Raw genomic sequence first — 13,822 nt, forward strand, 5'->3', positions numbered from 1 at the left:
GATGAGTGAAATGACAGCAGACCTGCATGCGACCAATCAACAGTTAGATGTTGCAACATTTGAATTGCGCCCCGGCACCACCTTGATCGAGGCCAGTGCCGGCACGGGGAAGACATATACCATTCAATACATTGTCCTAGACCTCTTACTGAAAGGTTTGAGTCTACCCGAGATATTGGTCGTTACCTTTACCGAGGCCGCGACTAAGGAGTTGAAGGATCGTCTGCAGTCCTTTTTGGCAGATGAAGTGCACGCCGCCCTGAGCGAAGCGATTGCGGGCACGGGCTCCCCCTTGGAGGCGGTGCTGGCGCGTGCGATTGAGGCACAGGGCCGCGAGGCGGTGCAGCGTTGTATTCGCAAAGCGATGCTCGAGATCGATCAAGCCGCGATCTATACCATCCATGGCTTCTGTCAGCGTGCGCTGCAGGAAAATGCCTTCGCCGCCGATGCGAATTTTGATTCTGAACTGTGCGCGGATGTCGGGCCAATCGCGGAGGAGCTGGTGCTGGACTTCCTGCGCCGCGCAAATCTGGAATTGCCCCAGCAGCCGCCCGCCTCGGCTACCTTGGAAGCACTCAAAGCACGCGGCTTGAAGTTGACCGGTATGCTGCGCCTGCAACGTCCTTTTGTGGGCGAGCTATCCACGATGGGCCAAGAGTTGGGGCAGGCGATTGCGCAGGTGCAATCGTTTGCGGGCGATGCCGATGCGATTGTCGCAGAGTTCATGAGCTTCGAGGGGAAACTGAATGGCAACAGTTATCGCAAGGCTTACTTCGCCGAGTTTGAAAGCATGGTGCAGCGGATTTTTAACAACCCACTGGCGGAGGGGAGCTTAGCGAAGCTGGGGCCCACTGCGCTGGAAAAAGGATTTAAGAAGGCGCACAAAAACACCGAACTACAAAGCGGATTCTTTGCCGCCTGCGAGCGACTCGCGCAGGTGCAGCAGGATTATGAGCCGAGCTTTTTGCAGTGCTTTGATACCTGGTTCATTTCCGCCTTCCAAGCGCTTAAACAAGAGCGTGGGCTGATGACTTATAATGATATGATCCTCGATTTGGATCGGGCGCTCCAGCAATCCGACGCGCTCTGCGTTCAACTGCGACAACGCTATCGTGCCGCGCTGGTTGATGAGTTCCAAGATACAGACGCGCGGCAATACGCGATTTTTAAGACCCTGTTTGCCGCCGCCGAAGTCCACGAGGATGGACCTTATTTTGCGATGATCGGGGATCCGAAGCAATCGATCTATGGCTTTCGTGGAGCCGATATCTCCGCCTATCTGGAGGCACGCAACGATGCGGATGCGCGTTATACCTTGCCTAAAAATTATCGTTCAGAGGCGGCGATGATTGAGGCGACCAATGCGTTTTTTGCCGGGAGCGATCTCGGCTCGGTCAAGTCGGGTGCGGCCGCCGACTCGATTCCCTTCGATCCCGTCACGGCGGCGGATCAAACCGCCGAGCGTTTGATCTTTGCCGGCGAGGGTTCGCCCTGTCGTTTGTATGAGCGCGCTTTGGAGAATCCAGACGATGATAAAGTAAAGACAGCCCACGAGAGCAGTGCGCAGCAGATGACGCGTGACGTGCAAAGCTTGCTGCAGTTGTCCGCGGAAGGGCGTGTGTATTTTGAATCCGGCAGTGGCGAGCAGATCCAGCGACGTGCGGTGCACGAGGGCGATATTGCCGTATTGGTGGATTCGCATAAGGAGGCCGCGCACATTCAGCACGAATTTCAAAATCGGGGCATTCTCGCCGTGCGTGCCAAGACGGGCAGTATTTTAGATTCGGAGGAGGCTAAGGACTTTTTGTATTTCCTGATGGCCTGTCTGAATCCACAGGATCGCACCATTAATTATCTTTTGATCGGTGCGCTCTATGGTAAAAATGATGCCGAGATGAAATCACTCTCCGATTTCGAACGACGCGAAATCTACGAGCTCTTCACTGTGTTGGGGCATAAGTGGCGTGAGGGCGCTGCGGTGAGTCTTTTGTGGATGCAGTTTCTGGATTCCTTGAGCGCGCGAGAGCGCTTGCTGCGGATGGCAGATGGCGAACGACGACTGACGAATTACTTGCACATCGCCGAATACGCGCAGGAGCTCGAACGCAGCGAGGGGCTGAGCCCTGAGCGCCTGCGCGATCGCATGCTTGAAGTGATCCAGGCGGGCGATGCTTCGGGCCAAGATGAAAACCTAGTGCGACTGGAGAGTGATGGACGCGCGGTGAAAATCATGACTATGCATAGTTCCAAGGGCTTGGAGTTTCCCATCGTCTTTCTACCCAGCCTTTGGCAAAAGGGCGTCAAGAGTCAGAGTAAAAAGGATCAGCGATTGGTGACCGATGCGCAGGACCCCGATTGTTTTGACTGCTTTCAGACCGATAAAGATTTGCTGGTAGCACAGACCAGTGCGGAGATTTTACGTCTGGGCTATGTCGCGATCACGCGGGCGGTGCATTTTTGTGTCTATTACAATGTGCGTGATCTACCCAATCAGCATGGCGGCAGCAATCAGGCGGATGGCTGGTTTGATCAGTGGCTCTATCAGCAGCGGGGGGAGACTTATCCCGCGGATGCCTATCCGGGCTTTCTGGATGAGCTACGCGATGCCAGACCGATCGCACTCGATGCGCCCGAAGCGCCGTCGCAGCCCAACCAGCGCAGTCTAGGACACACGATTCCGTATTCGTATCAGATTACTTCATACAGTTCACTGGCACGGGGCGAGGTGGCGTCGAACGATGTCGATCCATCTGTGGCCGCAGGTATGGGAGATCGACCAGTCGGCCCCTCCGAGGAGCCGATGCCGGCGGAGGCCGAGGCGTCCGAACCGGACCTGTTGTTGGAAGCTTTTCCCGGCGGTGTGCGCACGGGCACCTGCGTGCACGAGGTCTTAGAACGTTGCGATTTTACCCAGCCAGAGCAGTGGCCACGTGTCGCGACGGCAGTCATTGCCCGCAACTTTCCCGATGGGGGCGAGGCGGCTTTGGAGCAACGGGTCGCGCAAATTGTCGATCTGATTGAGCGCTTAACTCACAGCCCATGGGAGCAGGGGAGCGGCAAGGTCGTGGATCTGTCAAAGCTGAGTCCGCAGGCCTGTATTGCAGAAATGGAGTTTTATTTCCCGGTCGAGCAGGTCGACGTCGCGCAGCTGGAATCGATCATTCAGTCCTGGGCCCAACGTGTGGGGCTGGATTACCCGCCGACCCTGTACCGGGCACGCCCGATCGATGGCTATTTGACCGGAAGTGTGGATTTGTTTTTCACGCAAGCGGGCCGCTACACCTTGTTGGATTGGAAGACCAATCGCCCGCTGCCACAGCATCAAAAACGCCAGTGCAGCTACGACCGCGCCGGCATGCATCAACACATGCTACATGGACGTTATTATTTGCAGGCTTTGATCTACTCGGTCGCGACGACGGCGTATCTACGCCAACGCCTGGGGGCTGCCTTTGATTGGGAGACTCATATCGGCGGCTTCGTCTATTGCTTTGTGCGCGGAGTCGGCGAGGGGACGGGCTGGTTGCACGAATCCTTCAGCGAGGCCGAGGTGCGCGCTGCGGCAGACGCCTTAGGACAAAACGCTGGACAGAAAGGAATTGCTTAAATGACTACCCATCCCGAATTAACTAAGGAATTGTTCGCGAGCTTGTTGCAGCAACTGCGCCCCGTGGACATTTCATTGGGGATCAAAGTGCTCTGTGGTTCGCCACTGAAGCCGCGGCCCACGTTGGAAGTCTTGCAGCAAGCATCCGCACGCTTGTTTTGGTTGGCGGCATTCACGAACTATGCGCAGAGTCAGTCACACAGTGGGCTTTACCTAGACCGCTCCATCTTGTTGGCCGACTTTTTTGATGCGGCTGAGTCCGAGCTGCTGGAGTCTGGCTTGACGCTGGTCGACCTGCTCGGCGACGGGCCGGCGCTGTGCGAGCAATTTCCCGAGTGGGTGCAGCCGGCCGATCAGTTGACCGAGTCGTCGTCGCTTTGCTTTGTGTATCGCCCCGATGGACAATTGATCTACTTGCAGCGTTGGTATCGCATGGAAGCCCGCGTGGGCGCATTTGTGCGTGAGCGCTTACAACGGCCTGTCTTTGAGTTTCCGGTCGATTTTAAGGCTAGTTTTCAGGACTTTTTTCCACCCGAGTCTTTGAATGAGAATCCTTGGCAAGCCGCGGCTTGCTATGCCGCCTTGCGGCATGACTTATCCGTTATTACCGGCGGGCCCGGCACGGGCAAGACGACCACCGTCACGCGCTTGATCGGACTCCTCCTGAGTTTGCCTGAATCACAGCGTCCAAAGTCGATTCGCATGGTGGCACCGACGGGTAAAGCGGCCGAGCGTTTGCGCGAATCCTTCGCCGAGGGCTTCGATGTCATGCTGCAACAACTCCCCGCCACGCCTTACGCCAAGCTCAGCGAATTGAAGGAAGGCATCCTGTCGCCTGCCTCCACAATTCACTCCTTTCTCGGCAGCCGTGGCAGTGCGGGTTTCACACACCACGCTGGCAATCCGGTCAGCTGCGATGTGCTGATCGTGGATGAGTCGTCGATGGTCGACCTCGCGCTGTTGATCGCGTTATTGGATGCCTTGCCCGCGCACTGTCGTATTGTTTTGTTGGGCGATAAAAATCAATTGGCCGCCGTGGGCACCGGCAATGTCTTTACCGATCTGACCGGCACGGTGAGCTCCACCTATGGTAATTTGAATGTGAGCTCCGCAGAGTTTCAAGCCGCCTTCAAAGCAGTCAGTGCTTGCCCGCTGCCCACTTACGAGGACGCCCCCGCGCTTTGCGGCGATGCTGTGGTGGAGCTGACAAAGAGCTATCGCTTTAGCGGCGATTCCGAAGTCGGGCAACTCGCGCGGCATCTCTTAGAGTCCGACCGCCTGCCCGAAGTCGACGAGCTTAGTGTGCCGTGCATTCCGCTCAGTGCCGATTGGCACCGCTGCTTGTATCGATCTGTCGACGCACTCAAACGCGCCCTAGCGGCACAGGCCAGTGTGCTGGAGCTCTTGGAGGTGCTCGATCAGGTTCGCATCTTGTGTGCGGTGCGCCGGGGAGAGCAGGGCGTGGAGGCCATCAATCAATTATTGACCGAACATGTCCTCGGAGGCGGTGTGGATCCCAGTCAGCCCCAAGACGGTCTGCCTTTCATGATTCGCAGCAACGATAAGCTACTCGGCCTGGCGAATGGCGACTGTGGCATCTTTCGCGCCGATGCGAGCGGCGAGCTGCTCGCTTATCTACCGCCGATAGTCCGCGGTGGTGAAGCACGCTCTTTTAATCCCTTTGCATTGCCCGATTGGGAAGCCGCATTTGCGCTCACCATTCACAAATCCCAAGGCTCTGAATACGACGCCGTCGTGGTCGTACTGCCCGAAATGCAGCGCGCATTCATCACCTGGGAACTTGTCTACACCGCGATCACCCGCGGCAAGCGTCAAGTGTCGCTAGTGCTGCCCGAAGCCTTCATCGGAGCCACACTGCCACGCCTACAACGCCGCTCCGGTCTGCGACAAGAATTACTCTAACGATGCAAGTTTAGTGCGCCGCTCGCTTATACCTATTCGAAAAATTTTTGGTCCTAATAGATATGTCTTTACCATCGCCTTGGTTCTCGGAACCGGGGCGATGGTAATCCCTCCCCGACTGTGTCCTGCATAGCCGAAGGCGACGCATGGAAACAAAATTTCGAGGCTATGCAAAGTCCAAGCTTATCGATGATATATTCTTAGAAGTGGTATTAATTCGAGCTGGTGTTGCTATCCTTCGACTTTTTCTTCTTCTTTTGCGATGATTGGAACTCTTTGGCATTGAGTTTGCCGTCCTTGTCTTTGTCGAGCTTGCTCGGGCGTGCCGATGCGGAAGATCATAAAAAGGGGGGTACCCCGTTCATTGCGCAATCCCGTTTGCCGAACGGATATTCTACACTGTCTACTGTTGGAAAAATCACGGGCTTTGAAGGTCGTCTGGATCTCTATAGCGCCGAAACCCGCGTGCGTGTGAGCACTGACAAGGGCAGTTTAGATATACGGGCGATTGTGCACAGCGATGACATGCTGATCGCCTATGAACTGACCCCTGCGGGAGACGAAAAGGGTGCGCGCTTGGACTTCGTGCCACTCATGGCGATTGCACCGGCGCGCTTACAGGCCGACCTCGATGTTGCGAAGAAGGGGGATCGAGCCAACAAGACGCGCAAGAGCTGGGCCTCGGCTCCGTATGTATACAATCCGGATCCGGTCCTGACCAAATTTGCGGGCTACGATGTCAGTCGTCAAACGCTCGTCGCGGGCGGGGAAATCGGAACCGCCTGGACCATTCGCGAGCAAGCGAATGGCACGCGTCTACTACTAGTTTCCATTGAGCACAGTTATCCCGAAGCCACCGCAGTAAAGGATGCGGTGGCGCATTTGCAAAAGATGCAAAAGGAGTCCTTCGAGAGCATGCTAACACGTCACCGTGTCTGGTGGCATGATTACTATCCGAAGAGTTTCATCAGTTTGGACGATACCCGGATGGAAAGTTTCTATTGGATACAGGTGTATAAATTCGCAGCGGGTGCCCGCAAGGGGCGCGCCTTCATGGATACGATGGGCCCCTGGATGGTTGAAAATACCGCCTGGGCCAATGGTTGGTTTAATTTGAATACACAGCTGTCCTATTGGTTCTTATCGACCGCCAACCGCTTCGAAGTGGCCGAGAGTCTCTTTACCAAACTTGATGAAAATCTGCCGACCTTGGTCGCCAATATGCCGGCGGAATACGGCGGTGAGTGCGCTGGTATGTCGACCATCGTGCCGCAGACATTCATCAGCCCTTTTCCTTCGGGTCGACTCGGGTTCACCGGCGAGCTGCTGTGGACCTGTCATGATTACTGGCTGATGCTCGAACGCACGATGGATGCCGAGCGCACCACAGAAAACTTTTTCCCACTGCTGAAAAAGTCGGTGAATACTTATTTGCACATCATGGAGGAGGGCGCAGACGGTAAACTGCACCTGCCCTATACCCGCTCGCCGGAATACGGGGGCGGTGAAGATTGTAATTTTAACTTAGCACTCTTCCGCTGGGGCTGTGCCACACTGGTGGAGATCGCCGAGCGCTATCAAATTGACGATCCGCTCTTGCCCCAGTGGCAGGATGTGCTGGCGCGCTTGGTCGATTACCCGACCAATGAGAACGGCTACATGGTGGCGAAGGACTTTCCCTTAGAGCAATCGCATCGGCACTATTCACACCTGATGATGATCTATCCGCTGCGCGAGATCAATATCGACCAGCCCGAGAATCGCGAACTGATCGCGCAGTCAGTCGATCATTGGATCAATTATCCTGGCCGTGGCAACGCCGGCTATTCGTGGAGTGGGGCGGCGGCCATGTATGCTTTGATGCAAGACGGTGAAACTGCGGAGCAGTATTTGGATACCTTTATGCGGATGCAGGAAGTCTATCCCAACAATCCGGCAGAGATTCATCCCACCACCATGTATACGGAAACTAAGCGTGTGCAACCTGTCACGGAGACGCCGCTCTCGCTGTGTGATTCCATGCAGTTGATGCTGTTGCAGAGCTGGGGCGATACCATCCGCGTCTTTCCCGCGATCCCTGAGTCTTGGGAGAACATTTCCTTTGCTGGCTTGCTGGCTAAGGGCGGCTTTGAAATCAGCGCGACGCGGGCAGTGGGGCAGACACAATTTGTTTCCATTCAAAGCCGTGCCGGCGAGCCCTGCATCGTAAAGCTAGATTCCGTTGAAGATGATATAGAGAGCCGGCGCTGGCTGATGCGTCAAACTTGGAGACACCACCCGAACGTGCGTCGCGTGGTATTTGCGTTTCCACTGCCAGCTCCTCGAACCGTTAAATTATACAGCGCTCTCTTGCGCAATTTTTGAGCCTGATTGCAAAGTGATCAAAATTCGCAATGAGAGGGCGCAGATATTGAATGGCACAGCATCTTTACTTCTCGGTAGCTAGGTGGCTTAAACGGCGCTGTGCCTGATCTGCGATGACTTCCTCACACGACGGATAACGCTTCATCCAAGGTTTCTCCTTGGATGCCTCCATTGGTTTTTTCTCAGATTCGTTCATGGGTTTCTTTTCTTTGGAGTTTTGTGAGCTTTTCGTTTTGCTATGCTTCATAGCTTGCTAGCTTATCAGGGCTGTCAAGTCGCGTACCATGGGCCCCGTTTGCCTGCAAATGCAATTCCGCACCTGCCCAGTTTTTAGTGGGTACTCACGTATAAAAGGGATACTCGGGACGGCTAAACTGTGTTACTTTACAATTCTCTAAGCCCCTAAGATTGCGAAGCAATATGCCCATTACGAAATTTCAATATACCCGCAGCTTGTCGCATTCTTTTTCTCTCTATGCCTCGTAAAAGATCTGAACATGCGATTTGTGAAAAATAGTGTTATGCTAATTAGATTAAGAAAGTGTCGGCTCACTGCCTTGTTGGGAACGCTGGCATTTTCAGCGCTGCCTGGCAATTTGTTGGCGCTGGATGTGTTCGTCGCTCCCGAGGGATCGGATGCCGCTGCAGGCACTCAGTCGGCACCGTTAGCAACTTTGTCCGCCGCACGCGATTTGTTGCGCGCGAGTGGCCAGCTCGGGGAGGAGGCTTGCTCGGTCATTTTGACTGCGGGAACCTATCGTTTGTCGGAGCCTTTCACCTTATCCCCGCTCGATAGCGGGACGGAGGCCTATCCTGTGGTTTATCGTGCGGCCGAAGGAGCCGAAGTGGTGTTGACCGGAGCGCAAGCGCTGCAACAGGACTGGGAAGCTTGGGAGCGTGGAATTTATCACACCCAGCTCGGTCATATGCCAGGCATCGATCAGTTGATCGTGAACGGGCGGCGTCAAACTCTGGCACGTTATCCAAATTTGGGCGCCGGTTATGTGCTGGCTACGGATCAAAAGCATCAAGGCAGTAAAGCGGGGAACGCTCCCTATGATGGTTGCACGCCGGATGCCTGGGATGCGAGCAAAGCGCAGGAGTGGGCGGACCCGACGGGCGCATTCATGCATGGCATGCATCGCGGTCTTTGGGGAAGTCAGCATTATCGTGTGCTCGGCAAGCAAGCCAGCGGCGAGCTGCAGTATGAAGGTGGCTGGCAAAATAACCGTTACCAAGGCGCGCATCTTTCTTACAGAATGATCGAGAATGTCTTTGAAGAGCTCGATGCGCCCGGGGAGTGGTATCACGACACGAAGCATGGATGGCTGTATTATATGCCAGCGGCTGATGTCGACATGCGCACGGCGGCCTTTGAAGCGGTTTTGCAGACCAAACATCTCGTTAATATTTACGGTGATTTTCAGCAACCGGTCGCCGTCATGGACATTCCGAACAGCGGCAACGGCCTGAAACTGACACAGGTGCAGACTCATGTGACGATGCAGCCCGTTCAGCACATACACTTCAAGGGCATACAGTTCAAAGGCACTGCGCGGACTTTTATGGAAACCAAGGAGCCGCTCTTGCGTAGTGATTGGAGCATTTATCGAGGAGGAGCTGTCCATCTGCGAGGCACTGAGGGCATCGTGATCGAAGGCTGCACCTTCGAAGAGCTGGGCGGTAATGCGGTGTTTGTGGATGGCTACAATCGCGGAAGCATTATACGTGGCAATCGCTTTCGTGACAATGGCGCCTCGGATGTTAATTTCGTGGGCTCACCTGCCGCGGTGCGTGACCCGGCCTTTAGTTATAGAGCTCCGGCGCGTCCGGTCGATACCATCGATACTGAGATTGGGCCCAAGTCCGACGAGTATCCGGCGGATTGCTTGGTCGAGGACAATTTAATGACGCGTTGTGGACGCTTTGAGAAGCAGGTGGCTGGGGTCAATCTGTCGATGTCCTCCCGCATCACTGTGCGCCACAATACCATCAGCCACACGCCCCGCGCGGCGATCAATGTCTGCGATGGCACCTGGGGCGGTCATTTGATCGAGTGGAACGATTGTTTTGAGACCGTTTTAGAGACGCACGACCACGGCGCGTTCAATGGCTGGGGACGTGATCGCATCTGGCACAGTGCCGTGCCCTCGGGGCCAACGGCGCGGGATGCCAATGGCAAGCCGTTGATTAGTCATTACGTGGAAAAGTATCCAGAATCTCCCCGCTGGGATGCGTATCAGACCAGCATCTTGCGAAACAATCGTATGCACTGTGAACATGGATGGGATATTGACCTGGACGATGGCTGCACCAATTACGAAATTTATAACAATCTCTGCCTGTATGGAGGGCTCAAAACACGCGAAGGCTATCATCGCATCGTGACGAATAACATCATCGTCGGGCGACTCGGCTATACTTGTAACGTGCCGTATCCAAAGCCCACCTACGATGTGTTTGAAAGTAACATCATATGGTCCCCCAAGGTCTATAGCTCCTCCAATCCCGGGCTGTGGGGCGGCACGCGCAATTACAATTTCGTGCACAACCCGCAGGCGACCAAGACGGTGCCTGCTGTGGCGTTGCAAAAAGAGACCTTCGACGATGCCGGGAGTCTATATGGCAATGCCGAATTCGTGGCGCCTGAGGCCGGGAACTTTCAAGTGCAGGACAGTTCCCCCGCATTGAAAACTGGGTTTAAGAATTTCCCCATGCGCGGGTTTGGGGTGATCTCGCCTGAACTGAAGCAATTGGCAGGTTCACCACCGATCACATTGCCTGCCAGGGCAGCCTCAAATACCTATCGCCCTAAAGTTGCCAAGAAATTCATGGGCGGCATGGCCAAAGCCCTGGACACCGAGGCCGAATTGACGGCGACAGGCATGCACGAGAAAATCGGCGTTCTGTTAGTCGAGGTGCCGAACGAGAGTGTCTTGGCCAAGTATGGCTTCCGCAGCGATGACGTTGTATTGTTGATCAATCAAACGGCGACTCCTGGCTTAAATGACTTTGTGCGCACGATGGGGCGTTTGAACTCTGGCTCGCACACCGCTCAGGTCTGGCGCGCGCAAAAATTGGAAACATTTACCTTTGAGAAATAAGTTTATGTTTATTCAAGCACACACGAGGCGATTGCTGGCTGCGGTCATGCTACTGGGGACGACAGTCCTCGCCGCCGGGGAGCGTCCCAATATTATCGTCATCTATACCGACGATCAGGGCTATGGTGATGTGAGTGCGCTGAATCCAGGCGCAAAATTTCAAACACCGAACCTGGATCGTCTGGTGGAGGAGGGCATCGCTTTTACCAATGGCCATAGTGCCGACTCCGTGTGCACGCCCGCACGCTATGGCTTGTTGACAGGCCGCTACCCTTGGCGAACCGAGCGCAAAAAAGGCGTATTGGGCGCCGAAGCGAAGTGTATGATCGTGGATGGGCGCATGACGCTGGCATCGTTCTTGCAGGAACAAGGCTACAACACCGGCATGGTGGGCAAGTGGCACCTTGGAATGGATTTCCCCGGCACGCCTCAGAACCGCGATTGGTCGCAACCGATTAAGGATATGCCTTTGGATAAAGGCTTTGATTATTTCTACGGCGTGCCAGCGTCTTTGAATTTTGGCATACTTGCTTGGTTTGAGGGGCGCTATGCGAAAGTGCCGCCGACCTTGTATACCAATAAAAAGAAGAATCCGCGGTATCTTGATTATCGGATCATGCCCCCTTACGAAACAAAGCCTGGCGTTTCAAAAGATCCCAGTCGCATCGTTAAAAAGAACTTTGAGGTGGCCGAAGACTTTATCGATAATCAGTGCCTGACACGATTTACCGATAAGGCAATCGAATGGATGAGCGCACAGGCGGCTGAGGCCAAAGCCGGCAAGCCGTTCTTCCTGTATCTGCCTTACACTTCACCCCATTATCCCGTCTGTCCCTTGCCAGAGTTTCAGGGGCAAGGCGAGGCGGGCGCTTACGGTGAGTTTGTGATCGAAACCGACTATCATGTCGGGCGCATATTGGATTTCCTGCAAGCGCAGGGGCTGGATGAGAATACGCTGATTGTTTACTCCAGTGACAACGGCCCCGAAAAATCCTGGCCTGAGCGGCTCAAAGAGACCGGCCATGACAGTCGCGGTGGACTGCGAGAAGGCAAGCGTTCTGTGTATGAAGGCGGACAACGGGTGCCTTTTATGCTGCGCTGGCCAGCAGGGATTGAGGCGCCGGGGCGGGCTTGGAACAAGACAGTCAGTCAGACGGATTTGTTGGCGACCTTCGCTGAATTACTAGGCACGACACTGCCTGATAATGCGGGTGAAGATAGCCATAGCTTTGCTTCGGTGTTGATCGATCCCGCAGGGGACTAGCGCGTGCCCTTTATCAGTCATGATAGCAGTGACATGCGCTACGGCATAACTGAGGGCTCGTGGAAACTGATCCTGCCCAGTCGTAAGAAGCCGGCAGAACTTTACGAGCTCTCGACCGATCGTGCGGAGAGCAACAACCTGGCGGCCAGTCACCCGGAAAAAGTAGCATCTTTAACTGCGAAGATGAATGCCTTAATCGTGAACGGTCGCAGCACGCCCGGTGCGCCGCAAGCCAACGATACCGGCTATTGGAAAGATCTTAGCTGGATGCGTCCTGAGGATTTTCAAAGCGTTTCTCAACAGTAATACCTATTCGAAAAAAAGTTTGGTTCTAATAGATGTGTCTTTTGTAACCTCGGTTCTCGGAACCGGGGCGATGCCGATCGCCCCCCGAAACAAAGTTTCGAGGCTACGCAAAGCTCAAGCTTATAGATCATATATTCTTAGAAGTGGTATAATGACGTAAATCGTATAATGAAATGAAGAAATCTAAATGAACCTGCTCATGCCCCAAAGCGCTCACTCTTACCTGAGGATACACAGTCAAAGGTAAGCGATCCGGCTTTAGCCGTTAAGCATATTCTAAATTTACGAACAAAACACCTCAAGTTATGATAAAACCCCTGACAAGCTTACTGCTGATCTCAATTGCCATTTGCCAATTCGCGGCGGCGGATGCGATTCAACCAGAGCGCGAGCTGATACAACCTGACCGCGAACTTCTGTATAAGGAGATCGATGGTGTGGCGCTGAAACTCCATTTGTTTGAGCCCGCCGATCTAAAGCCTACGGATCAACGCCCCGCGATTGTGTTCTTTTTTGGCGGTGGTTGGTCGGGGGGCACTCCCAAGCAATTCTATCAGCAAGCCAGAGATATGGCAGAGCTGGGTCTGGTCGCATTTTCTGCGGAGTATCGAGTGCGCGGTAGGAATAAGACGACGCCTTTTGAGTGCGTCAAGGATGGCAAGTCGGCCATTCGTTGGGTGCGCGCGCATGCCAGCGAACTGGGAATCGACCCCGAGCGGATTGTGGCCTCTGGTGGTTCCGCTGGCGGCCATGTGGCAGGGGCGACCGGTGTGCTTTCCGGGTATGAAGAATCTGGAGAGGATTTAGCCATCAGCTCGCAGCCAAATCTGATGATTTTGTTTAATCCCGTCCTCGATACCACGGAGGCGGGCTATGGTGCTGAGCGTTTTAAGCCAGAACAACAGACCGACTTGTCGCTCTGCCACCAAGTTCACCCCGACATTGTCCCGACGATCGTCTTTCATGGCACTGCAGACACGACGGTGCCCTTTGAAAATGCCGAGCGCTTCACTCGTTTGATGCAGGAGGCGGGCAACGAGTGCGTGTTGGTTCCAGCCGAGGGTAAAGAGCATGGCTTTTTTAACGGCTCATTCTTTCGCCGTAAAAGTGATGATGTGGATTACCGCCTGATCCTCGATCACAGCGTGGATTTTTTGCGTCAGCATGGGTATCTGAGTGCGCTGTGATCGCAGTTTTGATCGCTTGCGTCTGCTATCCCGTTAACGGGGGATACTTTCCCCTCAGTATGTATGT

Annotated in this window: 8 protein-coding genes; 7 read left to right on the forward strand and 1 reads right to left on the reverse strand. The window is 54.6% G+C overall.

Annotated elements, in window-relative coordinates; genetic code table 11:
* Position 1: 1 nt before the first annotated feature.
* From QEH52_RS12840 to QEH52_RS12850, 3 genes are all read left to right on the forward strand, one after another.
* Positions 2–3,607, forward strand: coding sequence for a UvrD-helicase domain-containing protein (locus QEH52_RS12840; RefSeq protein ID WP_308950973.1), 3,606 nt, complete (start codon positions 2–4; stop codon positions 3,605–3,607).
* Positions 3,608–5,530, forward strand: a complete 1,923-nt coding sequence (gene recD / locus QEH52_RS12845; protein WP_308950975.1) for an exodeoxyribonuclease V subunit alpha — start codon at positions 3,608–3,610, stop codon at positions 5,528–5,530.
* Between the two features lie 225 nt (positions 5,531–5,755).
* On the forward strand, positions 5,756–7,894 hold the full coding sequence (locus QEH52_RS12850; protein ID WP_308950977.1) for a glycosyl hydrolase family 95 catalytic domain-containing protein: 2,139 nt from the start codon (positions 5,756–5,758) through the stop codon (positions 7,892–7,894).
* 64 nt (positions 7,895–7,958) lie between these two features.
* On the opposite strand, the gene QEH52_RS12855 is transcribed toward QEH52_RS12850, so the two are convergent.
* Positions 7,959–8,141: a hypothetical protein gene (locus tag QEH52_RS12855; protein WP_308950978.1), complete on the reverse strand. Its 183-nt coding sequence runs from the start codon at positions 8,139–8,141 to the stop codon at positions 7,959–7,961.
* 274 nt (positions 8,142–8,415) lie between these two features.
* On the opposite strand from QEH52_RS12855, the gene QEH52_RS12860 reads away from it, so the two are divergent.
* The 4 genes from QEH52_RS12860 to QEH52_RS12875 all read left to right on the forward strand — a co-directional run bounded on the left by QEH52_RS12860 (position 8,416) and on the right by QEH52_RS12875 (position 13,755).
* Positions 8,416–10,998, forward strand: a complete 2,583-nt coding sequence (locus QEH52_RS12860) for a right-handed parallel beta-helix repeat-containing protein (protein ID WP_308950979.1) — start codon at positions 8,416–8,418, stop codon at positions 10,996–10,998.
* 4 nt (positions 10,999–11,002) lie between these two features.
* The gene (locus QEH52_RS12865) at positions 11,003–12,262 is read left to right on the forward strand and encodes a sulfatase family protein (RefSeq protein WP_308950980.1); all 1,260 of its coding nucleotides are present in this window, start codon (positions 11,003–11,005) and stop codon (positions 12,260–12,262) included.
* Positions 12,263–12,295: 33 nt separating this feature from the next.
* The gene (locus QEH52_RS12870; protein WP_308950982.1) at positions 12,296–12,568 is read left to right on the forward strand and encodes a hypothetical protein; all 273 of its coding nucleotides are present in this window, start codon (positions 12,296–12,298) and stop codon (positions 12,566–12,568) included.
* 305 nt (positions 12,569–12,873) lie between these two features.
* A complete protein-coding gene (locus QEH52_RS12875) occupies positions 12,874–13,755 on the forward strand; it encodes an alpha/beta hydrolase (RefSeq protein ID WP_308950984.1) in 882 nt (293 codons plus the stop codon).
* The last annotated feature ends 67 nt before the right edge of the window (positions 13,756–13,822 follow it).

Source organism: Thalassobacterium maritimum (assembly GCF_031127805.1).
Lineage (GTDB): Bacteria > Verrucomicrobiota > Verrucomicrobiia > Opitutales > Coraliomargaritaceae > Thalassobacterium > Thalassobacterium maritimum.